This window comes from Syntrophobacter fumaroxidans MPOB (genome assembly GCF_000014965.1).
In the GTDB taxonomy this organism is placed as follows: Bacteria; Desulfobacterota; Syntrophobacteria; order Syntrophobacterales; family Syntrophobacteraceae; genus Syntrophobacter; species Syntrophobacter fumaroxidans.
Map to the genome: position 1 here is coordinate 3,999,886 of NC_008554.1, position 22,337 is coordinate 4,022,222.

At 60.2% G+C, this 22,337-nt stretch carries 19 protein-coding genes; 4 read left to right on the plus strand and 15 right to left on the minus strand.

The features are described 5' to 3' along the window. Positions 1 to 85: 85 nt before the first annotated feature. From SFUM_RS16885 to SFUM_RS16905, 5 genes are all read right to left on the minus strand, one after another. Positions 86 to 1,345 (minus strand): Glu/Leu/Phe/Val family dehydrogenase, encoded by a 1,260-nt coding sequence (locus SFUM_RS16885; protein ID WP_011700063.1) that lies wholly within the window; start codon positions 1,343 to 1,345, stop codon positions 86 to 88. Between the two features lie 36 nt (positions 1,346 to 1,381). After that, the gene (locus tag SFUM_RS16890; protein WP_150109548.1) at positions 1,382 to 1,726 is read right to left on the minus strand and encodes a hypothetical protein; all 345 of its coding nucleotides are present in this window, start codon (positions 1,724 to 1,726) and stop codon (positions 1,382 to 1,384) included. 2 nt (positions 1,727 to 1,728) lie between these two features. Next, a complete protein-coding gene (locus SFUM_RS16895; protein ID WP_011700065.1) occupies positions 1,729 to 2,082 on the minus strand; it encodes a hypothetical protein in 354 nt (117 codons plus the stop codon). Positions 2,083 to 2,689: 607 nt separating this feature from the next. After that, a complete protein-coding gene (locus tag SFUM_RS16900; protein WP_041440808.1) occupies positions 2,690 to 4,132 on the minus strand; it encodes a sigma-54-dependent transcriptional regulator in 1,443 nt (480 codons plus the stop codon). Further along, positions 4,125 to 5,966 (minus strand): sensor histidine kinase, encoded by a 1,842-nt coding sequence (locus SFUM_RS16905; RefSeq protein WP_244148076.1) that lies wholly within the window; start codon positions 5,964 to 5,966, stop codon positions 4,125 to 4,127. The genes SFUM_RS16900 and SFUM_RS16905 overlap by 8 nt, the downstream gene beginning before the upstream one ends. Before the next feature lie 845 nt (positions 5,967 to 6,811). On the opposite strand from SFUM_RS16905, the gene SFUM_RS23175 reads away from it, so the two are divergent. Together SFUM_RS23175 and SFUM_RS16910 are read left to right on the plus strand one after the other, a co-directional pair. Then, entirely contained in the window at positions 6,812 to 6,970 is a 159-nt protein-coding gene (locus SFUM_RS23175; RefSeq protein WP_153307219.1) for a hypothetical protein, read from the plus strand. A gap of 459 nt (positions 6,971 to 7,429) precedes the next feature. Next, on the plus strand, positions 7,430 to 9,985 hold the full coding sequence (locus SFUM_RS16910) for a TOTE conflict system archaeo-eukaryotic primase domain-containing protein (protein WP_208597068.1): 2,556 nt from the start codon (positions 7,430 to 7,432) through the stop codon (positions 9,983 to 9,985). A 419-nt stretch (positions 9,986 to 10,404) separates the two neighbouring features. On the opposite strand, the gene SFUM_RS16915 is transcribed toward SFUM_RS16910, so the two are convergent. The 7 genes from SFUM_RS16915 to purM form a co-directional block, all read right to left on the minus strand. Continuing rightward, complete coding sequence (locus SFUM_RS16915; RefSeq protein WP_011700070.1) at positions 10,405 to 11,013, minus strand: class I SAM-dependent methyltransferase; 609 nt, start codon at positions 11,011 to 11,013, stop codon at positions 10,405 to 10,407. A 9-nt stretch (positions 11,014 to 11,022) separates the two neighbouring features. Further along, complete coding sequence (ubiE, locus tag SFUM_RS16920; protein WP_011700071.1) at positions 11,023 to 11,823, minus strand: bifunctional demethylmenaquinone methyltransferase/2-methoxy-6-polyprenyl-1,4-benzoquinol methylase UbiE; 801 nt, start codon at positions 11,821 to 11,823, stop codon at positions 11,023 to 11,025. 215 nt (positions 11,824 to 12,038) lie between these two features. Then, positions 12,039 to 12,233 carry a 50S ribosomal protein L28 gene (gene rpmB / locus SFUM_RS16925; protein WP_011700072.1) on the minus strand — a complete coding sequence of 65 codons (195 nt, stop codon included), beginning with the start codon at positions 12,231 to 12,233 and terminating at the stop codon, positions 12,039 to 12,041. Between the two features lie 271 nt (positions 12,234 to 12,504). Continuing rightward, complete coding sequence (locus SFUM_RS16930) at positions 12,505 to 14,409, minus strand: transglutaminase TgpA family protein (protein WP_011700073.1); 1,905 nt, start codon at positions 14,407 to 14,409, stop codon at positions 12,505 to 12,507. Further along, the gene (locus tag SFUM_RS16935; RefSeq protein WP_011700074.1) at positions 14,384 to 15,268 is read right to left on the minus strand and encodes a DUF58 domain-containing protein; all 885 of its coding nucleotides are present in this window, start codon (positions 15,266 to 15,268) and stop codon (positions 14,384 to 14,386) included. Before SFUM_RS16935 ends, SFUM_RS16930 begins: the two co-directional genes overlap by 26 nt. Next, positions 15,265 to 16,197 (minus strand): AAA family ATPase, encoded by a 933-nt coding sequence (locus SFUM_RS16940; protein WP_011700075.1) that lies wholly within the window; start codon positions 16,195 to 16,197, stop codon positions 15,265 to 15,267. The genes SFUM_RS16935 and SFUM_RS16940 overlap by 4 nt, the downstream gene beginning before the upstream one ends. Positions 16,198 to 16,234: 37 nt before the next feature. Beyond that, positions 16,235 to 17,281 (minus strand): phosphoribosylformylglycinamidine cyclo-ligase, encoded by a 1,047-nt coding sequence (gene purM, locus SFUM_RS16945; protein WP_011700076.1) that lies wholly within the window; start codon positions 17,279 to 17,281, stop codon positions 16,235 to 16,237. Between the two features lie 357 nt (positions 17,282 to 17,638). On the opposite strand from purM, the gene mltG reads away from it, so the two are divergent. Beyond that, entirely contained in the window at positions 17,639 to 18,769 is a 1,131-nt protein-coding gene (gene mltG, locus SFUM_RS16950) for an endolytic transglycosylase MltG (protein ID WP_011700077.1), read from the plus strand. Positions 18,770 to 18,875: 106 nt separating this feature from the next. Next, positions 18,876 to 19,691, plus strand: coding sequence for an NTP transferase domain-containing protein (locus SFUM_RS16955; RefSeq protein ID WP_011700078.1), 816 nt, complete (start codon positions 18,876 to 18,878; stop codon positions 19,689 to 19,691). A 103-nt stretch (positions 19,692 to 19,794) separates the two neighbouring features. On the opposite strand, the gene SFUM_RS16960 is transcribed toward SFUM_RS16955, so the two are convergent. The 3 genes from SFUM_RS16960 to radC all read right to left on the minus strand — a co-directional run bounded on the left by SFUM_RS16960 (position 19,795) and on the right by radC (position 22,330). Then, positions 19,795 to 20,583 carry an ABC transporter ATP-binding protein gene (locus SFUM_RS16960; RefSeq protein ID WP_011700079.1) on the minus strand — a complete coding sequence of 263 codons (789 nt, stop codon included), beginning with the start codon at positions 20,581 to 20,583 and terminating at the stop codon, positions 19,795 to 19,797. Between the two features lie 71 nt (positions 20,584 to 20,654). After that, a complete protein-coding gene (locus SFUM_RS16965) occupies positions 20,655 to 21,656 on the minus strand; it encodes an NAD(P)H-quinone oxidoreductase (protein ID WP_011700080.1) in 1,002 nt (333 codons plus the stop codon). Continuing rightward, a complete protein-coding gene (gene radC, locus SFUM_RS16970) occupies positions 21,653 to 22,330 on the minus strand; it encodes a RadC family protein (RefSeq protein ID WP_011700081.1) in 678 nt (225 codons plus the stop codon). The genes SFUM_RS16965 and radC overlap by 4 nt, the downstream gene beginning before the upstream one ends. Positions 22,331 to 22,337: the final 7 nt, after the last annotated feature.

Consider the following 22,337-nt stretch of genomic DNA (forward strand, 5'->3'; position numbering starts at 1 on the left):
CGGTTTAAGCCTGCCACCAATAAAGGGGCATCAGGAACAGGCCGCGAGGACTTCTCCCTGCCCTCGCGGAACAAGACGGCTGTCGCTATACCCAACCACGCAATTTCATGGCTTCGACAACCCTTGCAACCGCAACCGCGTATGCGGCTTTGCGCATGTTGATCTTGTATTTTTCCGACAATTCAACAACCTCATGATACGCCTTCGTCATCCTTTTGTCCAGCTTTTCATGGACTTCCGCCTCATCCCAGTAATACATGTAGGCATTCTGAACCATTTCAAAATAGGAAACGGTGACGCCTCCGGCGTTGCACAGGAAGTCCGGGATGACGTGTATTCCCTTGCGATAGAGGACCTCATCGGCGTCGGGGGTGGTCGGCCCGTTGGCCAATTCGACGAGTATCTTGGCTTTCACCTTGTCAACGTTCCGCTCGGTGATGGTGTTCTCAAGGGCGGCCAGTACCAGCACGTCCACATCCAGCGCCAAGAGCTCGTCGTTTGTCATGTTCCGCGTACCCTCGCAGTTCAGGACGGATGACGTCTTTCTCTTGTGCGCGTCCACCGTATCGGCGCAGATGCCGTTCTCGCAGGTGACGGCGCCCTTCGAGTCGCAAACCGCCACAACCTTGATGCCGAACATGGATTGAGCAAGGCTTGCCGCGTAGGATCCCGCATTGCCGTATCCCTGGATGGCCATGGTCGCCTTGCTCAAGTCCAGGCCTACACGACGGGCCGCTTCTCGAAGCGTGTACATGCCGCCCCTGGCCGTAGCATCCCCTCGTCCGGGAGACCCCCCCAGAGAGAGGGGTTTGCCCGTGATGACACCAAATTGGTTCTTTCCGATGATGGACGAGTACTCATCAACCATCCACGCCATGATTTGCGGATTGGTATAGACGTCGGGAGCGGGTATGTCCTTGTCCGGCCCGATGAAGGCACCGACGGCCTTTATGTAGCTCCGGCTTATGCGCTCGAGCTCGAATTGCGAGAGCTCCTTCGGGTTGCAGATCACTCCCCCTTTTGCACCGCCCAGGGGCAGGTCCAGCAGGGCACATTTCCAGGTCATCCATGCGGCGAGTGCCCGAACCGTGTCCACGGTCTCTTCGGGATGGAACCGGATGCCGCCCTTGGTGGGACCCTTGGCGTCATTGTATTGGACTCGGAAGCCCTGGAACAGCTTCGTCGTGCCGTCGTCCATGCGGACGGGGAAATTCACGTGGAACTCGCGCATGGGGCGCAGGAGCACTTCCCGGGTACTTTGCCCGAGCTTGAGCACATCCGCGCAGTCATTGATCTGCTTCTGAGCTATCTTGAACGGATTACTGTGATTGTCGGTGCCTGCCATCTGTCTTCTTCCTCTCGTTTTAGACTTTCCCAAAATTCATTCCATTGCCCTTGAGTCCTTGTCCGCGTGCATCGTCACCACCGTCGTCCCTTCGGAAAACCGCTTCGCATAATCGATTTGATGTTTCAACAGCCACATCTTCTCGAGAAATTCCGGCCACCCGCATTTCGGCTTGAATCCCTTTTCCGCCTCGGGAAGGATCATCACCCCATCGGTAACCGTTCCCTGCAACTCCTGCCACAACTCCGCCCATGCGTCCTGCGCGCCTTGCAGAACGACCCCCGTGACTTTCCTGTGATGTTTGAATTTCTCCGCAGGCAACAAGACCTTCCGTCCCTTGCCCGGTTTCCTGCCGGAGACAACCGTGAGTTGTTTCGTCATGATCATTGCTCTCCTTCCTTATGAGGCAGGTCTCCTATGGAACCCTCGCAAAGCCTTCCGGCATAATCGATCAAGACGCCCAGGAGGTGGAGTTTCTCAAGGACCAGGCTCGAAGCCTCTCCGGCAGAAAGGCGGCAGGCTGAGCTGTTTGAGCCGTCGAGGATCTCTTCGGCCGAACGCGAGTCCTGAAGCAGGTCCCAGATCTCCTGCCAGAGCGCCTGGGCGTCGCTCATGACGCTGGCGGCAATCCCCCGGAAATGCCGCAATCTTGCGTTGGCACGCCGAATTTCCCTGTCCATGCCTCCGGTGCGACTGCTGCTCCAATACCTGGTTTCGATCTCAGTCGGATCTTTCATTGCGCAGCCTCCCATTGGGGCAGTCAACATGCAAAACGCTCCAGCAATGGTGCAGGCAATTAGCGTGCCGAAGGGCCATGGCGGGATGAGTCTCATCCAAGATGCCGGTATCAATGGGATTTTCCATGAGTGAGGAGTGCGCGAGCGCCTTGAAGCTCACGGGCTTCTGCTGCTCCCGCACCATGGAGGCAGGCAACAGAATTGTCGCCGAGTGGGACAGACACCGGGAATTTGGATCATTCCCGACGCTGTTCAGGATCTGAACAGGGGTGGTGAGAAAACAACAATCTCGATGACGGGACCGATGAATCGGCGTTCGAAAATGCGCCCTCGGTGCATTCAGGGGCGTCTTGCGGAGCCCCTTTGACGTGTCTTCATTCAAATTTACCCAGAAAACAGATTCCCGGGTGAGCCTGTTTTCATGCTTCGCGGGTGACGCGCAGCATCGTGGAACATTGCGTTCAAGCCGACGGCAATGGGCGGGAGGGCATAAAGTCCTCTCCTTGCACCATCGCGTGAATTGGAGGTGCGGGGTTTATCTCCACGGCCCCCATTTCGCTGATCCCGTATTCCGTGATCTTGAAGGCCAATCCGTGGTGCGTCCGGTTCACTCCGAAGGCGGCAGAAAATCGAATTTCTTCATGCGGTGCCTGAGTGTATTGCGGCTGACGCCAAGCACTCTCGCGGCTTTGACCTGGTTGTTGCCGCACTGTTCGAGGACTTTGGACAACAGGATTCTCTCAACCATATCGATGATGCTCTCATGCATCGCTTCACCCCCGACCTGCAGCAGGTCCGGGATCAGCTCCTCGAGCTTTCGTTCCACCCTCGCCCATGGGTTTTTGTCCCATTCAGGCGACGACGGTTCATGGCCGCCGGAGTCGAACCGGAGATGTTCCTCGCGGATGACGTCGCCCGAAGAGAGCACGACCGCGCGCCTGACGGTGTTCTCGAGCTCTCTCACGTTTCCCGGCCAGGCATGGGACTTCAGCTTCGCAAGGGCACCGTCTTCGATACGTCGAATCGGGGACTTGTACTCCTCTCCAAAACGGACCAGGAAATAATCGACCAGGGCCGGGATGTCTTCCGGGCGTTCCCGCAACGGCGGCAGATGGATGGAGATGATTTTGAGCCTCCAGTAGAGATCTTCCCTGAATCTGCCTTGTTCGACCGCTCTTTCGAGGTTCTTGTTCGTTGCCACGAGGACCCTGACGTCCACCTTCAGGGGCTGTTCGGCGCCGACCCGTTCGATCTCCCCGTATTGGAGCGCACGGAGAAGCTTGGCCTGCGTGGAAAGAGGCATCTCGGCGATTTCATCGAAGAACAGCGTGCCGCCGTGGCATCTTTCAAACTTGCCGATGTGAGTGCGCTCGGCACCCGTGAAGGCCCCGCGTTCGTAGCCAAAAAGCTCGCTCTCGAAAAGCGTCTCCGGGATGGCGGCACAGTTGACCCCGAGAAACGGCTTGTTTTTTCGGTCACTATGGTGATAGAGGGCCCGGGCGACCAGTTCCTTCCCCGTGCCGGATTCTCCGGTGATGAGCACCGTGACGTCCTTGTTTGCGACCTGCCCGATGAGCTTATAGACCTCCTGCATTCGAGTGTGATTGCCGATGATCTTGATTTCTCCCTTTGGAACCCGGGCGGATGTGAGGCTGTGGGCCGGAAAGCTCACCACCTCCTTCATGAGGCGGTTCACCTCGAGGGCATCCCTGGCAATGCGCTCCAGCCCGTTCCTGTCGAAAGGCTTGAGGAGATAGTCGTACGCTCCGAGCTTCATGGCTTCGATGGCCGTGTCCATGGTGCCGTAGGCAGTCATCACGATGATGGGCGTTTTCACCTGCAGGCGCCGGATCTCCTTGAGGGTTTCGAGCCCGTTCTTGCCCGGCATCTTGTAATCGAGGAGAATCAGGTCGAAGGGTTCGCGTCCCACCGCCTCCAAGGCCGCCGTTCCGCTGTTGCACGAGAGCACTTCGTATTCCTTCCTGGAAAAGAAACGGGTAAGGAAGTGAACGAGGCCCTCGTCGTCGTCAACGATCAATATCTTATCCATCTTTCTCAAGCATTCCTTCCACTCGAATCGGGATGAGCAATGAGAACGTCGCACCCCCGCCCACGCCGTTTTCCACTCGGATCCTCCCGCCATGCCTCTTGACCGTGCCGTCAACGATGGAAAGACCAAGCCCGGTACCGGTGGCCTTGGTGGTGAAGAAGGGATCGAAAAGGCTCGGCATGGCCTCCTCCCGTATTCCCGGCCCGGTGTCCGCAACGTCGATGCGGATATACTCCCGCAATCCTTTATCCGTCACGGACGGTTCCAGTTCGGCGAGGAGACTCAATTCTCCGCCTGCATTCAATGCCTCGAGCCCGTTGACCATGAGATTCAGAAGGGCTTCTCCAAGCTGCTTTCTATCCCCCCGGATCCGTGGAAGTGAGTCGGCTATCCTGGTCCGGACCACGGTTTCCTGCTGTTTTGCTCTCGGCCCCGCCACCAGCAGAGCGTCTTGAATCAGTTCCTTGACGTCCACTTCCGTGAATACCGGAGCCTGCGGCTTGGCAAAGTCGAGGAACCGGTTGATCGTGGCCTCCATGCGCAATATTTGAGTCATGGCGATCTGAAAGTCTTCCTCGTACTCGAAAGATATTTCCAGCTCGCTTTCAATGGACTGCAGAAACATTTTGAGCGATGTGAGGGGCGTCCTGATCTCGTGAGCGACACCGGCGGCAAGCTGCCCCAGGGACGCCAGCTGCTGTGAGCGGGCAACCGCCGCCTGGGTCCGCTTCAGCCTTACGTCCGTTTCCTTGAGCTCCGCTTCACTGCGGGTGACTTTCTCCTCCAGCCTGTTCTGCCGGTCCTTCAACTGCCTCGCCATTTCACCGAAGGCGTCGTAGAGGAGCCCCACCTCATCGCCGCGATCCATTGTCTCGATATCCACCCTCTCGAAGTCTCCCCGGGCAAGAGAGCGGGCTGCCGTGCTCAGCCTTCGAATCGGAGTGGCAACATACCTCGAGAGCAACCACGCGGAAATCAGCGTGCCGAAGATGGCCGTGGCGATGACGAGGAACACGAAGCGCCTCAGTTCATTGACGGCATGGAAGGCCTCCGCCTTGTCCTGCTCCACCACGAGGGCCCAGTCCGTGTCGCCTACCATCATCGAGGCCCCGATGACCTCGATTCCCCGATAGTCGATGTAACTGATTCTGCGGTTTCGGCCACTGAGAATATTCTTGAAGCTCTCCGACTGGGCGATGTTCTGAGTGAGTATTCTCCGCGGCTCCTTGTGGGCAAGAAATGTGCCTTCCCGGTCCACGAGGTAGCACTCCCCCGTTTCCCCCAGCGAAACCCGCAACACAACAGCGAGAATCGTGCCGGTCCCGACGGATGCTCTGACGACGCCTTTCAGATCTCCGGATTCTCCGATCAGCGGAGCCGAGATGAGAAGGCAGGATTCCTTTCCGTCGGAGCTCAACTGAATGGCGGGCATGCTCAGCCCGGCGATTTCGGGCTCCACTCCCCGATCTCCCACCCGGAGCTCCGACGCCGTTCCTCCGACGCGACAGATCGTATGGCCCTGGAGGGTCTGCACCGCAATTTCATCGTACACTCTGTACTTATTTCTCACCAACTCCAAGTAGGGAACGATCTGTTCCGGCTCCATGGACCTCAGGACCGACGAACCCGCCATGACTTCAAGGTCGGCCTTGCGTTCGGAAATCCACCGCCCGAGCAGCGCGGCCTTGTCCACCGCCACTTGCCCGATCTGGTTCGTGGCCATATTCAGGATGAGCTCCTCCGCCGTCCGGATGGAAAGCATTCCGACCGCGCAAAGCGGCACCAGCGCGAACACGAAGAAAAGCAGCATCAATTTGACTTGCAGGCTGTTCACCGGAAGTGCCTTTTTCAATCCGGCCCCCAAATCCGAGCATTTGTCAGATTTTATTTGCCCCACTGCAAGGAGTCTTTCGAAAACCCGACGAAAGCACCGAGTGAATCGGCACTCAATTATATGCAGAAAACCTCAAAATAGCGATATCTTGCGCAGTGCCGTCCAGCGGCTCCCCCGTATCCGTCTCTCCTGGTCCTTTCCCCCCCGGCGGGCTGCATTGCGGCCAGTTCGTGAAAGTGTGCCGCAAACCTGTCGTCTCCGTGCTTCGACGCGCTCACGGGGAACCTGGTGCTCCTCTCCTTTCCGATCCGTGGCGCTTCCGCGGGTGTAGGCCGTTTTCCAATTCAGTGTCTGGACGGTTCTGCCGATTGGACGGGAAAGTCACGTGGAGTCCATGGCAGACACCGATGCAGGCGCGAGCGGACTTTTTCAGTTCATCTGAGCAGGCGGGGAAGGTTCACGCAGGATGAACCCCCGCATCGTCATTCGTCAGAGGGAGACTCAAGGGCCGGGAAAAACACAAGAAGAGGCCGGTACGGCCGCATCGTCCAGGGGAACGACACGGGGGAATGTGCGGATATCCGTCCGGAATGGCAATGTATTCGAGACAGCGCCCGCCGAGCTTTCCCGAGACAATGCATGGGTGCGGGCATTGCGAAGCCGCACCGGCGGGGACTGCGCTCGTCCATGCCGTCCCGGAAGCCGGATCGCCGTCGACCCGAGGCGGGCACGGTTTCGGCGTGCACACGGAGGGCTCGGGGGCTTTGTGCGGGGTGGGGTTTCGTTTCTCCTTGACCCAGCCTTGTCCCGCACGATTGTCCAATCGAGGAAAAACGGAGTCGCATATGGCGAAAAAAAAGAGGGAAGAAGAACATGGCGATGCGGAACGCTCCGCTCCGCTCATGGAGACGGACGACTGGATCGATGCCGATGAAGAACGTGCCTTCGAGCAGGCCATGGAAAAAAAAGGGAATCTGAATCCGAAGCCAAACAAGAAGAAGTGAGCTCCGACAGATCGACACAGGCGGATTCGTTTGAGTGTACGAGCCCGTCTGTCCAGCCTGACGACATACCGGAAGAGGGGAGTTCTCCGGGCCGGGGCCGAGCTGCAACCCGGCTTGTCCCGGGAAGCCGGCCGCAATCGGCGCAAAGCGGGCATGGCGTCATCGTGCCGCAACCTCGTGCAAGGCCGGTTATCGCCGCCGGCTCCCGCCTGAGGTTTCCGCACTCAGGGTCCGAATCGCCCGGTTCTTGGGGGGGCAACCCCGAGAAATGCGGGCTTCAAACCGGAGTTCCTCCCCGGCTCGAATCAAACCGATGCCCTGTGCTATACGGATGAATCCCCAGATGCCGCCTGATCCGTTCTGATTGAATTTACCTGATAATCTGAAATAATGTTCCAGGAGCGGAGCGGTTTTGCCGGCAGCATGGGCGACGCCCGCCGAACATTCAGGGGGATTGGGATGCGTACCATCGCGGACCTGGACGAGTTGCTGGCCGCCGCCGAAGAGGAACTGGCCGGGCTAGACCGTAGAAGAGCGGAAATCCTGCGATATATTGAAGGCTTGCGTCGTGATAAGAGGGTTGTTGTTGAGGCTCCCTCCACGGCGACGTCACCGGAAGGCCCGATATGGCTCCCGCCTCTGCCGGACCCCTCGCCCATGGAGGGAGCAGGGCCGGACCGGCCGCCGGATGCGACGTTGCATGACGATCCTCGGTCCGAGCCGGCGTCGAAGGTCACCGATCAATCGCCGGCGGAAGAGAAGATCGCTCTTTTCAGGAGCCTTTTCAGGGGCCGGGAGGACGTCTATCCCAAGCGATTCGAGAGCCGCAAGACCGGCAAGTCGGGGTATCTTCCGGCATGCCGCAACGAATGGATCAAGCCCCGGTGCCGAAAACCCCGCGTGCGGTGCGGCGAGTGCCCGAACCGCGAATTTCTTCCCGTCACCGACGAGGTGGTGGGGAATCACCTGCTCGGAGGCGAGCGGCAGGGAAGATCGAAGCGGGACTTCACCATCGGGGTCTACCCCTTGCTTCCGGGCGAGTCCTGCCGGTTCCTTGCCGTCGACTTCGACAAGAGCGGCTGGCGGGAGGACGCGGCGGCGTTCCTGAAGACTTGCGCGGACTTCGGCGTCCCGGCCGCCCTGGAGCGTTCGCGTTCCGGGAACGGCGGCCACGTCTGGATATTCTTTACTGCGCCCGTGGACGCCGGGACGGCGCGCCGGATGGGCTCTTTTCTGCTCACGGAAACCATGGAGTCCCGGCCCGAAATGGGCCTCGACTCCTACGATCGATTCTTCCCGAGCCAGGACACTCTTCCCAAAGGGGGGTTCGGCGGCCTCATCGCTCTTCCCCTGCAGCGCCGGCCGCGCGAGACGGGCAACAGTGTATTTGTGGATGAGGCCTTCGTTCCCTTCCCCGACCAGTGGGCATACCTTTCCTCCGTGCGGCGCATGGAGCCGGGCGAAGTGGAAAACCTCGCCCAAAAAGCCGTCGCGGGCGGGCGCGTGATGGGGGTGCGCACGGTCGTAACGGACGAGGACGATGATCCTCCCTGGACGCTCCCCCCCTCGGGGCGCCGGAAGGAGCTTCCCCTTCCGGGACCGCTCCCGCCGAGCGTTACGCTCACCGTCGCAAACCAGGTCTACGTGGCGAAGGAAGGGCTCCCCCCCGCGTTGAGAAACCGGTTGATCCGCCTGGCGGCCTTTCAGAATCCGGAGTTCTACAAGGCTCAGGCCATGAGGCTGCCCACCTTTCAGATACCGAGGGTCATCGGGTGCTGCGAAGATTTTCCGGACCACCTGGGCCTTCCAAGGGGATGCCTGGAGGAGACGGCGGCTTTCCTGTCTTCGATCGGAATCGCACCGGTCGTGGTGGACGAGCGGTTTGGGGGCATTCCCATCGACGTCCGGTTCACCGGCACGCTGCGACCCGACCAGGAGCCGGCCGCCCGCGCCATGCTGGAACACGACACGGGAGTGCTCTCGGCGACGACGGCCTTCGGCAAGACCGTGGTGGCAGCCCGTCTCATCGCCGACCGCGGGGTGAATACGCTGGTGCTGGTCCACCGGCGGGAGCTTCTCGATCAGTGGGGCGCCCGATTGGATGAACTGTTGGAGCTGCCCTCCGGGCGGATCGGACGGATCGGCGGCGGGAAGCGCGATCCGACCGGGATTGTGGACGTCGCGATCATCCAGGGCCTCGTCAGAAAGGGCGTCGTGGCCGACCTGGTCGCGGAATACGGGCACCTGGTCGTCGACGAATGCCACCATATTTCCGCCCGCAGCTTCGAAACCGTCGCCCGCCAGTGCAGGGCGAAATACGTCACGGGGCTGTCCGCCACGGTCACGCGCAAAGACGGCCATCATCCCATCATCTTCATGCAATGCGGGCCGGTCCGGCACCACGTGGACGAGCGACGGCAGGCCGCCGCCAGGCCTTTTTGCCACAGGGTGATCCCGCGTCAAACGGAATTCCTCCTGCCCGGCGCTCTCAGGCGTGAAACCGATCCGGCCATCCATGAAGTCTATGCGGCGCTGGTCCGGGACGAAAACCGAAACGGGATGATCGTCCGGGATGTGCTCGATGCCGTCGCAGCCGGGCGATTTCCGGTGATCCTGACGGAGCGCCGGGAACACCTGTCCCTGCTTGCGCAACGTCTTGTCCCGCAGGTCCGAAACGTCGTCGTCCTGCAAGGCGGCATGGGGAAAAAGCAGCGGGCGGCGGCGGCGAAAGCCCTTGCCGGGAGCGCCGAAGGGGAGGCGAGGGTGATCGTCGCCACGGGCCGGTACCTGGGCGAAGGGTTCGACGACGCCCGTCTGGATACCCTGTTCCTTGCCCTGCCGGTATCCTGGCGCGGAGTGCTCGTCCAGTATGCGGGGAGGCTGCACCGGCTCCACGAGCAAAAGAAGGACGTCCTCATCTACGATTACGCCGACCTGCGGGTGCCCATGCTGGCACGAATGTACGGCCGCCGGCGCATGGGCTACCGCAAAATCGGCTATGCGATCCAGGAATGAACAAGTACTCGGGGACGGACGATGGAAGGTTTGGCACGGAGGTGCGTTCAAGATGGGCGCATTGGGCAGGAGGGCATGATGCCCTCCCCCGCGTCCGACCGGCGCATCGGTCCGCAGGGGCCGGCTTTATCCCTGCCCGCGACACCTCCCGCCGGGCAGGTGTTGGGTAATCCTGAACATAACGTGGTCTGATGCGTTTGCGCTGAGAGTCCGTCCGTCACGCGGTGCAGCCCAGGACACAGTCTTCACCGGAATCCCTCCTCATGAGGGGTTTTTCGGAGACGGCCGGAATGGACCCGACGGATTGTGGTCGTCGGCAGAGGGGGGATTGTGCCGAAGCGGAATGGCTTGTGCCGCCGGGTCCGCTCAACAGGAAAGCCTCGATCGGGAGCATCGGGGGGCTCACTCCACCGGGAACGTCAGGCCTCCGCAGGCCCTCTTTTCACCAGTACGGCGAGGACCCAGGCGAACTTCACTTCCAGGGAGTCGATCAGGGAAAAACCGGCCTCCTCTAAGGCTTGGTGGAGATCGGCGCTGCGGAAACGATTCCCGGCGGGGTGGAGAAGGATGTGCTTCGTGACGGGATTCTGGTAGAGGAACGGGTAGATTTCCTCGAGGAAGTAAACGCCGCCGGGTCTGAGCACTCTGGCCACCTCGGCGAGCCCCCGCTGCCAGTCGGGGATGTGATGGAGCACGCCGAATCCGAACACGGCGTCCATGGAGCCGTTCCGGTGCGGCAGGTCGACGGCGTCTCCGGCATACATGGCCACCCGGGACCGCCTGGCCGGCGACAGGTAGGTCCGTGCCTTGCGGATCATCCGTTCGTCGAGGTCCATGGCGAAAACCATTTCGGGCTGAAAAGCATCGAGGATCAAGTCGGCGCCGGCGCCTCGACCACACCCGATCTCGAGCACTCTGGCCCCGGGTTCCAGGACCCCCGCCTTCCGCAGCCGCCTGATCTGAAACCGCTGCTCGATCACCCGCAACGGATTGTTCACGACCAGGCGTTCCGCCCAATTCAGTTTCATGGAGGCCTCTCAGGCTTTTACGCCCACGTGGACGGCGGCTATGCCGTTGGTGAGGAGACGATACCGGACATCAATGAATCCGATGGATTCCAGCTTCGACTTGAGCTCTCCAGGGCCGGGAAAAAGCCGGATCGATTCCGGGAGGTAGGTGTAGGCCAGGCGGGATCCGGCCAGCAGCCGCCCCAGCGCGGGCATGATGCGGAACGAGTAGAAGTCGTAGAGAAAACGAAACCAGGGCGTGACCGGTTCGGAGAATTCGAGGCACATCAATTTGCCCCCCGGCCTGAGAACGCGGTGCATTTCGCGGAAGCCCCGCTCCATGTGGGTCAGATTGCGAATCCCGAAGCCGACCATGGCTCCGTCCAGCGAATTGTCGGCAAAGGAGATGCTTTCCGCGTCGCCCTGGGTATAGACGATGCGGTTGTGGTATGGGGAGCTCTCGACCTTGGGCCGGCCGGTCACCATCATTGCCCAGTTGATGTCATAAAGAAAAACCCGTCCCGAGGGGCCGATGCGGCGGGCGGCCATGAGGGCGAGGTCGGCGGTGCCGCCGCAAACGTCGATGACCCGGTCGCCTTCCTTCAGGTCCATCATCCCCACGGCGATGCGCTTCCACGCGTAATGCACGCCGAAGCTCAAAAGGGTGTTCATGAAATCGTATTTGGGGGCCACCGTGTTGAAATGACGGCGAACGAGATTCACCTTCTCGCTCTCCGGGACTGCGACGAAGCCGAAGTGAGCGGCGCCGGGGACACTTTCCGGCGGGACGTCGTGCCGCCGTTCCGGTGCGGGTGATGAGGCGTTGCGCATAAGCGCTCCTGGGGGTCCGGCTCAGGCGGAAGGATGGGGATAGGTGCGGAACGGGCGGGTCAATGCGGCTCCGACTCTCCGTCCCGGCTGCGGCCGCCCGCCCGGACCGGGTGTGTCTTCGTCTCTGCGTCACGAAAGGATGCGGCCCGGGTGAAGAAAATCGCCGGTCCGCGCAAAGGGACCGGGCGTTCCCTGGACGATTCGGGAACCGACTCTCAGGCGGGCTTCACCACGAGACCGGTCCGGATGCACCGGGTACACGCCTTGACCCGGCGGACGGCCCCGCTCTTGTCCATGTGCCGCACGGTCTGGAGATTGGGATACCATAGACGCTTGGTCTTGTTGTTCGCGTGGCTCACATTGTTGCCGACATGCGGTTCTTTCCCGCAAAACTCGCATTTCCTGCTCATGACGCTGCTGTCCTTTCCATTCGGATCAAAATCTCATATGGTGAACCTCGGTCGAGAAAACTCGGCCCGGATGCTCGGTTTAACGAAAAATCCCTTCTATCACACGAGTATCCCCAGGGCAAGGCCTTTTTAAATCGAACCGGGACAGGCCGGCCGCCTCACCGCCGGCGTTGCCTCTCGGAAGCCCGGAGAATTGACGGCGGGAGCGATTTGCTCTCCATCCCCGGTTTGTTGCGGCTTCACGGCATCGAATTGCCTGTGAGAATCCACGCTAAATATCGTCGATTCTCCTTTCGAGATGGACGATCCGTTCCCTGTCGAACGTGCAGTCCCTGTAGAAAAGATGCTGAAACTCATCGACGAAGAGATGCGCCTTTTGGCGCACATCCGCATCCTCGATGCGGCCCAGGAACTCTTCCAGTCCCTCCGCCTCCCTCTTCCTGTAGCCGAGCGAGGCCATCTTGGCGGCGAAGCGTTCGATGATCCTCGCCTCCGCGCTTTTCCGAGGCCTCAGCAGTCCGAAGGCGATTCCTCCCAGGAGGATGACGACGGCAAGCTCCGGGAGATACCGTATGAGTGTCTCTTTGCCCGCTTTCAGCGAAAACACGGGGTGTTCGAACAAAGCGTTCACTTGTCTGAAGAGCTTGATCTGCTGACTGAAATCGTAGCTTATGACGATCTTGTCCCAATAATAATTGAAGGTGTCCATCATCAGCGACAACTTCAGGAACAGGCTCCGGCCGTAGACCTCCGAGGGGGTGTCGAGGGAGTGGGGCGTCGGGTCGAGCCTCAGCCATCCGCGGTTGTCCATGTAAGCTTCCACCCAGACGTGGGCGTTTTTCTGCAGGACCATGTAGTATCCCGCCGCCGGGTTGTGGTACCCGCCCCGATAGCCGCCCACCAGGCGGGCGGGAATCCCCGCCATGCGCAGCATCACCGCCAGCGAGGAGGCGAAGTACTCGCAATTCCCCGCCTTCCTGGAGAACAGAAAGGACTCCAAAGGATTCTTTGAAAAGGGGAGATTGTCGAGAGAGTATCGGTATTGTCCGAATTTGACGTGATCGTAGAGGGCTATCGCGGGGTCGCCGGGACGTTCCTTCAGAATGTTCTCGACCAGGCTCCTGATCCGGGGGGAGAAGTCGGCGGGCAGCTGCAGGTAGCGTTGCCGTTCGATGGTCTTCTCCGGCAGCAGCTCGGTCGGCGCCGACAGGGCCGTGTATTTTATACGCGCTTCCACCTTGCGGAACCAGGCGGTGGAGGACAGCCTCCACACGCGGCGTCCGAGTTGCACCTGGAGGGAGACGGGCTTGTCCAGGGCAAACAGGTACTTGTTGCCGTATGGTTCCATGTAGATCGTCTGGGAAACCGTCTTCCCGCGGAGCTCCTCGAAGAGCGAGGCTCCGCCGGAGCTCGACGTCCAGGATGTGCCGTTGAACGCATCGAGTTCAAGTCCCCGCCAGTACAGCAGGCCGTCGTCCGTTTTCGGCATCTCGGCACGAAAAATGACGTGACGGTCTTCCTGGATGCCCGCCACGTCGCCGAGAGTGACCGAATCGCTGAAGCCGGACTTGGCGTAGGCCCACTGGTTCAGAAAGGTGAACAACGGGTAGTTGGTGCGCGGCAGAATAAGGAAGAACAAACCGCTGGCCGGGATGGAAATGACACAGATCAGGGCCGCGTTCTGGATGATCCTCACCATGTTGTCTCTGGTGATCGTCATGTCTTCCTCGTGGGAGAAATAGGCGAGGAGCATCAGGGAAGCGGTGGAAAAGGCGAAGAGCAGGCAGAAATAGAGGACGAAGATCACGCTGAACGAGATCAGGCTGGACCCGATCAGAAGAAACATGCAGAGGGCATAAATCTGCATATAGTCCCTGAATTTCCTGTCTTCGAGGAGCTTGATGCCGATGAGGATCAGAGACGCGTTGAGGATCGGTTCGATGAGATAGTCCGGGGATATCCGGGAGAAAGAAAACACCAGGACCGCCACGGCGACGAGGTTCAGCAGCCAGCGCGGCAAACGAAGGCCCCCCGTGTGATCGCGGGCGATCGCCACGGCGCACAGGACCCCGAAACTCAGGGAATAGGCGATCGCCACGTAGGGGGCGACGGATGCGTAAGCGGCGGCGATACACAGATAAGTGATCAGCCTAAGCAGCGTCTTGATCTTGACCATAGAGCGCCAATCGGGTCAGAAGCAGCGTTTTCTGGGCCGAGGAGTTGTCGGGGGGGTAAGTCCGCCCTCCGATCGTCATCCCCACCGGGGTTCCGGAACGAATCATCCTGAGCACCGTGTAAGCGACGCAGGAGATGGTGTATTCCAGATCCTTTTTCGGCAATTGATCGAAATCGATGATCAGGTGCCGGAGCTCGATCGTGGACAGCTCCTTGGTCATGAGAACCCCGGTCTTCGCCGTGGATTTCCAGCTGATGTACCGGGGATGGTCCCCCGGGACGTAGTCTCTGATGGAGATCAGGTCGGAATCGTACCCGGAGGCGTCGGAGGGTCTGTCTCCGAGGGTGCGGGACCGAAAATCATAAATCCCGGGCACCCCGCACCGGACCGGTTTCGGATAGACCACCAGGGCTTTCTCGCTGCTGACGCGCCGGTACCGCGTGAAAAAATTGAACGGGAATGTCGATGTCACGGTATGCGCGCCCACCCGGTGCAGGCCCCTGCGGTCGAACCTCATGGTGGTATGCCTGCTGGTGGACGACATCGGCTCGGCGAAAGGAAAGAACACTTCCCGTCCGTACAGTTCGATTCCGACCAGAAAGGCGGGCATGCGTTTTCGCCGGTTGACGAGCTTGACCATGACCGGGGTGTCTATTCCCGCGAATGTTTCTTCCGGAAATTCCAGCTGTGCCTCGATGCCTCGGATGTTCCCGCGTCCGAAAAAGCCCGAAACCAGCATGTAGCTCAACAGGCCGGAGGTGATGATGTAGACGAGGTTGTTCGCGGTATTCACGGCCGAAAAGCCGATGAGAATGGTGAGCAGGATATAAAGGTATCCGGCTTTGTTGATCTTGATCACGCCGGGACGGGGACTTCTTCCAGTATCGATTTTATGATCTCCTTCTTGTTCACGCTCTCGTATTCCTCCCGGAACAGGACCCTGTGCGGAATGACATATTCCGCAACCCGCTTGATGTTCTCGGGCACCACGTAATCCTTTCCCGAGAAGAAGGCACTGGATTTCGCCGTGTTGACCAGCGCCAGGGCGCCGCGGGTCGACAGCCCGCTCAACAGGTATTCGTTGGCGCGCGTGGCTTCGATGATGTTGAGCAGGTAGTCGAGGACCTTCTCCGAAAGATAGACGCCGGTCCTGATCCGGTCCTGGATCTCCATGACCTCCTGTTTTCCCATCATGGGTTCCAGAGCCTGTATGGCCCGTCTCTTACTCCCGCCCCGCAGAATCTCGCGCTCCGCCTCTCGCGGCGGATAGCCGATGCTGATCTTCATCATGAAGCGGTCCATCTGGGATTCCGGCAGGGGAAAGGTCCCGAATTGCTCGGTCGGGTTCTGAGTGGCGATGACCAGGAATGGACGCGGCAGATCGTAGGTCCGGCCCTCGATGGTGACCTGCTTCTCTCCCATGGCTTCCAGCAAGGCGCTCTGCGTCTTGGGGGTCGCCCGGTTGATCTCGTCCACGAGCACGATATGATTGAAGATGGGACCGGGTTGAAAGATGAATGCCCCGGTGTTTTTGTCGAATATGGAAACCCCGGTGATGTCGGACGGCAGCAGGTCGCTCGTGCACTGGATCCTTCCGAAGGTGAGGCCCAGTACCTTGGCGATGGCGATGGCCAGGGTGGTTTTGCCCAGACCGGGCAGATCCTCGATGAGCAGATGGCCGCGGGAAAAAAAGCAGGTGAGAGCCAGTTCCAGCGCTCGTTCCTTGCCGTGCAGATATTGAGAGAGGAAGTGGATGGCTTTGTCGATTTTTCCGTTGTTTTCCATCATCGCTGCAATACGAATCCGTGCGGGAATGAGCGTTTGACTACCGGTCCACGATGCGAACGGGCGGGGCCTTCTCCTCCCTTGGAACGATTTCGCCGATCCTGTAAGCGGGCCGGCCCATGGCGTTCAGAAGCTGAATGATCTCCTGGGATTTCGACGCTTCCACCACCAGCACATAACCGATCCCGTTGTTGAAGACGCGGTACATTTCCTCTTCGGATATTCCCCCTTGCTCCCGCAGAAAATCAAAAATAGGCGGGACATTCCACGAGCCTTTGTGGAACAGAGCCTGGCAGGCCTTGGGCAGGATGCGCGGGATGTTGTCGTAGAAACCGCCTCCGGTGATGTGGGCCATGCCCGAAATCCGGTATTGGCGCATGACCTTCAAGACCGGTTCGACATAGATGCGGGTCGGTTCGAGCAGTTCCTCGGCCACCGTCCGGCCGCATTCGCCCAGGTAGCTGTCGGGCTGGAGCCCCAGCCGGTCGAAGATGATCCGCCTCACCAGGCTGTAGCCGTTGGAATGCAGTCCGCTGGATGCGATGCCCACGATCTGATCCCCGACTCGAATCGTGGAGCCGTCGATGATATCCCCATTGTCCACCAGCCCAACGGCGAATCCAGCCATGTCATATTCACCGTCCCGGTAGAAATCGGGCATTTCCGCCGTCTCGCCTCCGATCAGCGAACAACCGGCTTCCTTGCATCCGCGCGCGATCCCGGCGACCAGGTCCTCGATCAGGTCCAGGTCGACCCGCCCCAGGGCCAGATAGTCCAGGAAAAACAGGGGTCTGGCTCCCTGCACGATGATGTCGTTGACGCACATCGCCACCAGGTCGATGCCGACACTGTCGTGCCTGTTCGCCAGGAATGCCACCTTCAGCTTGGTTCCAACGCCGTCCGTCGAGGACACCAGGACGGGTTGCGACATCTGATGGCAATTGACGGAAAACAAGCCGCCGAAACCACCAATATCCGTGATCACCCCACTGGTAAAGGTGGAGCGCACAAGCGGCCTGATGCGGTCGACCAGTTCGTTGGCTTTGTCCAGGTCCACACCGGCTTCCCGGTAAAGATCTTTGCCCATGGGTCTCCTGCTTCCCCTTTCCGTCCAAGAATCAACCCGTCAATGCAATGCCCCGGCTTTCGTTCCAGCCCTTTCAACCCTGGCAGGCGTTTTCGCGAAACAGAATCGCCCCGTATTCGGTATCGTCAAATACTGCCTTATAATCTCTTGCCGCAGGGAAATCCACTCCGAACATTGACAGTCAAGAGAATAATGGAATTCAGAGCACCCGGAACCGTGCAACACACCCTAAATATTCAATATACTAACAGGAAAACAAATGACAGTCGAATGTTTTTCGCAGCCGCGGGAAAGGCCGGGAGTTGTTCTGCCCAGGCTTTCATGATAAAGGAAACAGGTCGATTTGGAGAAGACAATATGAACCGAAAAACGGGGCTTATGCTCCTGGCCGGATTTCTTGGTCTGGCGCTGCTCGTCGCGGGTTCAGCCGTTTTCCATTTCTGGCTTTTCACGCGATTGCCCGGCAGCCCTTCCCGCGAAATCCGTCAACTGACCATCCAACCCGGGATGAGCGGTCCACGCGTGGCGCAACTGCTCCACGACCACGGCGTGGTGGCCAACGCCCAGGAATTCTACCTTCTGTGCTGGCTCCGGCGCTCCCTGGGCAAGCTTCAGGCCGGAGAGTACGCTTTCATGCCGTTGTCCACTCCCGACCAGATCCTCGATCAAATCATTCACGGGCGGGTCATTGTCTGCTCCGCGACCCTGCCCGAAGGGGCGACCATTCGCGACATGGCCAGAGCGCTCGCGCAGAGGGGGATCATCCCCGAGGCCGAGTTCATCAAGCTTGCAACGGACAGGGAAAGCATCGGCGCCCTGGGATTGGATGTCCCCACCCTGGAAGGTTACCTCTTTCCGGAAACCTACACTTTCAGCAGACCGATCAACGGCGCTCAGGTCGTGAAAGCCATGGTTCGTCAGTTCTGGCGGCATCTTCCCCCTGATTGGCGGCAGCGCGCGGAAGAGCTCGGGTACAGCCTCAACGACATCGTCATCCTGGCGTCCATGGTGGAAAAGGAGGCGGTCATCGATTCCGAGCGGTCGATCATTGCCGCGGTTTTCTACAACCGATTGAAGCTCAATATGCCGCTGCAAAGCGACCCGACGGCGGTCTACGACCTGCCCGATTTCACCGGGCCCGTCACCGCCGCCCAGCTCAAGCGCCAGAGCCCTTACAACACCTACCTGAAGAAAGGGTTGCCCGTCGGGCCGATATGCAATCCCGGGGCAAAGTCGCTGCGCGCCGCGTTTTATCCCGAGGACGTCCGATACATCTATTTCGTAAGCAATAACGACGGGTCCCATTATTTTTCAGAGACGCTGTCCGAACATCAGAAGGCGGTGACCCGGTACCAGGAGAAGAGGAAGGCGATGCAGGAAGGGGAATCGTCCAATCGAGCGGCGCCTTCCGTCCCGACTGAAGACCGGTCCCCTCAGGCGGCGGACGGCTCGGAGTCCGCCTCAACTACGACGGGTGAGGCGCCCTGAGCGGTCCGGAGCCCGGATCGGGGCCGGCGAAAGGATACGGGATTTTGCGGGCAAGGGAGCCCGCTCGTCTGGGAATCTCTATCAGTGCGAAGGGAAGGTCGTCGCGATGGAATGGAAACCGCACGGCGTTGCGAGTGTTGTCCTTGCCGCGGGCAAGGGCAGCCGTATGCTCGGATACGACGGGAACAAGACTTTGCTGCCGCTTGCTCCCCACGCTTCGATATATTCGGGCGATCGTCCCATCCTGCTCGAAGTGTTGAAGAATCTCCCGGCAGGGCCGAAGGGCATTGTCGTTCATCATTGTGCCGATGAAGTGATCCGGGCTTTGTCGGGGCTGGAAGCCTCCTTCCTGCATCAACCGGTCACCAACGGTACGGGCGGCGCTCTGCTGGCGGCTGCCCCGTTTCTTGAAACCGTCGGGGAGGAAGCCGTCATCATCACAATGGGCGATGTGCCCCTGATTCGCCCGAACACCTACGCAAGGCTCGTGGAAGGACTTGGCGTCCACGACCTGGTGGTGCTTGCGTTCATTCCGGCCGACAAGGCCCAGTACGGAATGCTGGAGATGCGGGAGGGCGAGGTCCTTCGCATCGTGGAGTGGAAATACTGGCACGCGTATCCGGTCGAGGAGCAGGAGCGTTTGCGCTTCTGCAACGCCGGCGTCTACGCCGTAAGGCGCCGGGGGCTCGTCGAGTACCTCGGGCTTCTCGCCGGGAAGGCTCACGTCGTGAAGAAACGGCGCGGGGACTCCTGGGTGACCATCGAGGAGTATTTCCTGACGGACCTGGTCGAGCTCATGAGAGCCGGCGGGCTCTCCATCGGCGTGGCGGAGGCACCGGAAGAGGAGGTGACGGGGGTGGACACTCCGGAAGCGCTCCAACTGGTGCAGCGAAGGTTCGCGGCACTGGCCGGATCGAAATGATGCCCCGGCGGATCGAGCAATGCGAGAGCGCTCCGCCTTCATCGGAAAAAGCGTAAACCGGGTGGAAGCGCCTTTCTCTGAAGCACGGCATTCCGGGTGGGTCCTATCCCGTGAATGAAACCTTCGTCCAGTATCGCCCGTTTTCTGCAACCACCTCTACGGCAATGCCGAAGGTTTCGCTCAGAAGCTCCGATCTCAAAATCTCTTCCTTTGTTCCGGATGCCAGGCGGCGGCCGTCTTTCAAGAGGAACACATGCGTGAAGGCCGGCATGATCTCCTGGAGGTGATGCGTGACGAGGACCATGCAGGGGGCATCCGGGGCTTCGCCGAGGGCCTGGAGCGTCCGGAGCAGCTGTTCCCTGGACACCAGGTCCAGGCCGGCGCACGGTTCATCGAGGATGAGCAGCTGAGGGCGGTGGATCATGGCTCGGGCGATGAGCAGCCGCTGCTTTTCTCCCTGAGACAGGACCCCGTACGGGAGATCGATGATTCTCTCACAGCCCAGCCGTTTCGCAAGCTCGCGTGCTTTCCGATAGTCGTCTTCGGCAGGAGTCTGGAAGATGCCGATGGACGCGAACTTGCCGCTGACGATCAGGTCCAGGGGGGCTTGACCGGAAGGGATCTGGGCTTCGAGGAAGGAACCGACCCATCCGATTTTCATTCTCAATTCACGCAGATCCGTCTGACCGAATCGTTCTCCGAGGACGGTTATCCGGCCTTGCGTGGGCCACAGGTACCCCGCCAGAAGGCGAAGGAGCGTGGTTTTCCCCGAGCCGTTCGCCCCGAGAACGACCCAGTTGTCCCCGGGGGAAATGTTCCAGTCGATGCCGTCCAGGATCGTCCGGCGGCTTCGCACAAAGGACACTTCATTGAGTGAAATCCATTCATCCATATGGGTTCATCGTTTTCCGGCCGTCGAGACCGTGTGAACTCCCGACGGGATGCGTCGGCGTTCCCGCCCGCTCACCAGGTGAGGACGAGCTTTCCGAAGTGTTCGCCCGCAAGCATATATTGGTGGGCCTCCTCGACTTTGTCGATCGGGAAGACGCGGTCCACCACCGGACGGACCTTGCCCGACTCCAGGAGGGGCAGGACCCAGTCGGTGAACGCCCGAACGAGGGCGGCCTTTTCCTTGTCGGACTGGCTCCTCAGGACGGACCCGATGATGCGCAGCCGCTTGGTGAGCACGACGGGCAGTTGAATCTCCGTCCTGGTTCCGCCCATCAGCCCGATCAGCACGAGACGGCCCCGCGTCTTCAGGATGCGCAGGTGCTTTTCCAGGTAGGATGCCCCTATCCAGTCGAGGATCACATCGACTCCGCGCCCTTCCGTAAGTTCCAGCACCTCGGCCGCGAAATCCTGCTCCTTGTAATTGATGCCGTGCGCGGCCCCCAATTCCAGGCAGCGCTGCAATTTGTCCTCGCTTCCGGCCGTGACGATCACCCGGACCGCGGCCGCCCGTGCCAGCTGTATCGCGGCGGTTCCGACTCCGCTGCCCCCGCCGTGGATGAGAAGGGTTTCCCCGCTTTCGATCATCGCCTCGAGGAAAATGTTGAGAAAAGCCGTGAAGAATACCTCGGCCGCCGCTGCCGCGTCGACGAAGCTCAGGTTGGCGGGAATGGGCACCAGGTGTGCGGCGGGGACCGCCACGTAGCGGCCGTAGCCGCCTCCTGCGGTTATGCCGAAAACCTTGGCCCAGGGTTCCCAGCCTTCCACGTTCGATCCCACTTCGGTGATGGTGCCGGCAAAGTCGAGCCCCATGATCGAGGAAGCGCCCAGGGGAGGCGGGTAGAGGCCGCGTCTCTGGAGCAGGTCGGCACGGTTGACGGAACACGCGTGGACCTGGACGATCACCTCATCCTGCTTCACCTGGGGCAGCGGCACCTCCTCGATGGAAAGCTCGTTCCAATCGCCTTTCTTCCCTGTTTCGCGAACCACGACGGCGGGCATCCGCTGCTTGTTCATTCCAGTCCTCCGTGTTCGGCAAAGGAGTAATACCGCGGGCCGGCAATGATGATATGATCGTGCACGATGATGTCCAGGTCGTTGAGAATTCGTTTCAGTCTGCGCGTGAGTTGCTGGTCGGCGGCGGACGGGTTCGGATCTCCCCCCGGATGGTTGTGGGCCAGGATCACCGCGGTGGCACGATGTTTCAGGCTTGCTTCCACCACGAGCCGCGGGAAAACCGCGGTTCGATTGACACTCCCGCGCTGAATCTCCTCCATCTGGATCAGGTCGTTGGTGCTGTTCAGCGCCAGGATGCAAAACTTTTCACTGCGTTCCGTGCACAGCAACGCGGACAGGTAGGACACCGCCCCGCGGGTGGAATTGAAAGTCTCCTCCCGGTGCCAGCGACTTTCCCGGTAACGTGTGAAAAGCTCGGGAAGGATGCTGAGCAGGGCGGCGGCATTCGGGCCGATTCCCGGCACGTTCCGGAGAACGGCCGGAGGGGCGTCCAGGACGGCCGCAAGACTTCCGAACCTGGACAGAAGGTCCTTGGCGAGCGGTTTTACGTCCCTCCTGGGGATGGCGTAGGACAGCAGCAGTTCCAACACTTCATGGTCATGGAATCCGCTCAATCCGCTTCGCCCGAAGCGCTCTCGAAGGCGTGCCCGGTGTCCCTCGTTTCCGCTTCCCATCAGGCTG

Bases quoted from the DNA above. Each gene is read 5' to 3' on its own strand.
- SFUM_RS16885 (WP_011700063.1), bottom strand. From the start codon at position 1,345: ATGGCAGGCACCGACAATCACAGTAATCCGTTCAAGATAGCTCAGAAG.
- SFUM_RS16890 (WP_150109548.1), bottom strand. From the start codon at position 1,726: ATGACGAAACAACTCACGGTTGTCTCCGGCAGGAAACCGGGCAAGGGA.
- SFUM_RS16895 (WP_011700065.1), bottom strand. From the start codon at position 2,082: ATGAAAGATCCGACTGAGATCGAAACCAGGTATTGGAGCAGCAGTCGC.
- SFUM_RS16900 (WP_041440808.1), bottom strand. From the start codon at position 4,132: ATGGATAAGATATTGATCGTTGACGACGACGAGGGCCTCGTTCACTTC.
- SFUM_RS23175 (WP_153307219.1), top strand. From the start codon at position 6,812: ATGGCGAAAAAAAAGAGGGAAGAAGAACATGGCGATGCGGAACGCTCC.
- SFUM_RS16910 (WP_208597068.1), top strand. From the start codon at position 7,430: ATGCGTACCATCGCGGACCTGGACGAGTTGCTGGCCGCCGCCGAAGAG.
- SFUM_RS16915 (WP_011700070.1), bottom strand. From the start codon at position 11,013: ATGAAACTGAATTGGGCGGAACGCCTGGTCGTGAACAATCCGTTGCGG.
- ubiE (WP_011700071.1), bottom strand. From the start codon at position 11,823: ATGCGCAACGCCTCATCACCCGCACCGGAACGGCGGCACGACGTCCCG.
- rpmB (WP_011700072.1), bottom strand. From the start codon at position 12,233: ATGAGCAGGAAATGCGAGTTTTGCGGGAAAGAACCGCATGTCGGCAAC.
- SFUM_RS16930 (WP_011700073.1), bottom strand. From the start codon at position 14,409: ATGGTCAAGATCAAGACGCTGCTTAGGCTGATCACTTATCTGTGTATC.
- SFUM_RS16940 (WP_011700075.1), bottom strand. From the start codon at position 16,197: ATGATGGAAAACAACGGAAAAATCGACAAAGCCATCCACTTCCTCTCT.
- purM (WP_011700076.1), bottom strand. From the start codon at position 17,281: ATGGGCAAAGATCTTTACCGGGAAGCCGGTGTGGACCTGGACAAAGCC.
- mltG (WP_011700077.1), top strand. From the start codon at position 17,639: ATGAACCGAAAAACGGGGCTTATGCTCCTGGCCGGATTTCTTGGTCTG.
- SFUM_RS16955 (WP_011700078.1), top strand. From the start codon at position 18,876: ATGGAATGGAAACCGCACGGCGTTGCGAGTGTTGTCCTTGCCGCGGGC.
- SFUM_RS16960 (WP_011700079.1), bottom strand. From the start codon at position 20,583: ATGGATGAATGGATTTCACTCAATGAAGTGTCCTTTGTGCGAAGCCGC.
- SFUM_RS16965 (WP_011700080.1), bottom strand. From the start codon at position 21,656: ATGAACAAGCAGCGGATGCCCGCCGTCGTGGTTCGCGAAACAGGGAAG.
- radC (WP_011700081.1), bottom strand. From the start codon at position 22,330: ATGGGAAGCGGAAACGAGGGACACCGGGCACGCCTTCGAGAGCGCTTC.